Annotated in this window: 2 protein-coding genes; both read left to right on the plus strand. The window is 52.6% G+C overall.

The genetic code is table 11. The annotated features are described in order from the left end of the window. A partial coding sequence (locus tag MHN31_RS24010; RefSeq protein ID WP_239445541.1) for a phosphopantetheine-binding protein occupies positions 1-315 on the plus strand: 315 nt, incomplete at its 5' end. Continuing rightward, positions 312-2,285, plus strand: a 1,974-nt coding sequence (locus MHN31_RS24015) for a condensation domain-containing protein (protein WP_239445542.1), incomplete at its 3' end; no start/stop codon positions are given. The genes MHN31_RS24010 and MHN31_RS24015, both read left to right, overlap by 4 nt.

Below are 2,285 nucleotides of genomic sequence, written 5' to 3' on the forward strand. Positions count from 1 at the left end.
CAGGGCCGTTACGTAGCGCCGCAAACAGACACAGAGCAGGCGGTATGTGAGATTTGGGCGCAGCTGCTCAATGTAGAAGCCAGCCAGATAAGCACACAGACAGATTTTTTCGAGCTGGGCGGACATTCACTGCTTGTGATGCGCCTGGTAACCCGACTTAACGACACTTTTGCGATCAACCTGGCTATTCAGGATTTATATCAGCAAATGACCGTCGCCAACATCAGTCGCCATATCGACGACATCTTCACTTTGCATGCCAGTGACACGACGCACAGTCCCGCTGCATCCGACTTCGAGGAATTTACCCTATGATGATCCAAGAATTATACCGCGCTTTGCTGGAGCAAGGCGCCACTGCACAGCACCACCAAGGCGAAGTGAAGCTACACCTTCCAAAAGCCCTGGATGCAGCGCTGAAACAACAGCTAATAGCAAGAAAAGACGAACTAAAACAGTATCTGTTGGGGTTATATGCCAGCGCTTCTCTGGCCCCTGTGATCACGCCAGTTGAGCGGACGCAGGCGCACTTTCCATTGTCATCAGCGCAGCAACGCTTGTGGTTTCTTGATCAGCTTCAGGGCAATACCATTGAATATAATATGTCAGCGGCATTCACTGTATCGGGTGAGTTTGACCTGGCGGTACTAGAGCAAACCATGCAGTCCATAGTGGCGCGTCATGAAGTACTGCGCACCCGGTTTATTGAAGTGGAAGGGGAAGGCAAACAGCAGCTGGTGAGCGCACCGGCACAGCTTGTGTCCTCGTACGACCTGAGTGACCTGACAGCGTCGGCGCAACAAACACAGCTGGACGCTTTGCTGGCACAAGAGGCCGCTTACGCTTTTGACTTAAGTACAGACAGCTTGATCCGGGTTCATTACGTCACCCTTTCCCCGCAGCAGGGCGTGTTGATGTTCAACCTGCATCATATCGTGTCGGATGGTTATTCGGTGGCACTGCTGGTGAAGGAGTTTTCTCACACCTACAGCGCACTGGTTGCAGGCCAGGAGCCTGAACTGGCGCCACTGTCATTACATTACATTGATTATGCGCACTGGCAACAAAATGAAGCCCGGACACATTATCAAACTCAGCTGGACTATTGGGTGAAGCAGCTTTCCGATGCGCCAGAAGTACACACTTTGCCTGTGACGGGACAGCGAGACACTCATCAACATCCAGCACAAAAATTCACGCAGCAATTACCTGAACACCAGGCCAAAGCCATTGCTGACAGTGCTGAAGCATTGCAGCTAAGTCCATTTGCATTTTTACATGCTTTATTGTCCCTGGTGGTCGCCAGACACAGTCATAGCCAGGATATCGTCATCGGCACCCCTGTTGAGAACCGGCTGCAAAGCGGACTGCAGTCGTTGCAGGGCTTTTTTGTCAATACCGTTCCACTGCGAGTGTCGACGGAATTTGACACTCTGACGGAGTATTTTGAGCACGTTAAAGGTATCAATCAGCAGGCGCTGGCGAATCAGGAGTTACCACTGGATCAGCTGATTGAAGGACTTCAGATCTCACGCAGTCAGGTTCATGCACCATTATTTCAGATCCTGCTGACGGTAGAGGGCACGCCTGCTCAGCCAGTGAATACGCAGTTTAATGTTGCTGATGTGCAGTTAACGCAGCGAGCCTTACCTGTGACCAGTAGCAAATTCGACCTCGACATCAACCTGGTTTTTAACGAGCAGGGACTGGCGCTGAACTGGGTGTATGACAGTCACCTGTTTACTGCCGACTATATTACCAAGCTCAGTACGCATCTGAGTCAGCTTATTGCCGCTTTTGTGCCACAAAACCTGGCTTCGCTTAGTCAACAGTCGCCGCAGCAGATTGATATGTTGAGTGAGCAGGAGCGCCAACACCTGGTGTATGATGTACAAAGCGAGACACTGGCTTACAATGCTGAGCTCAGCCTGCACGAACAAATCAGCCGTCAGGCCCAGCTAACACCGGATGCCATCGCCATTGATATGCCTGGCGGTCGCACACTGAGCTATGCCCAGCTGGACGCCGGTGCTAATCGCATCGCCGCGTACTTGCAGCAACACTATTCACTCAGCGCCGACAGCATGGTGGGCGTCAGCACTGTGCGACATGCCGAGATGGTGATGGCCATACTGGCCATCCTGAAAACCGGTGCCGCCTATTTGCCGCTCGACCCGGGCTATCCTAGTGCCCGACTGGCACAGATCATTGATGACGCTAAACCAGTCGTGACCCTCACCGATAACCCGGCCATCCTGCAAGGCCTGACCACCGACACGCTGAGC

It is taken from the genome of Pseudoalteromonas sp. McH1-42, assembly GCF_022347845.1.
Classification (GTDB): domain Bacteria; phylum Pseudomonadota; class Gammaproteobacteria; order Enterobacterales; family Alteromonadaceae; genus Pseudoalteromonas; species Pseudoalteromonas rubra_D.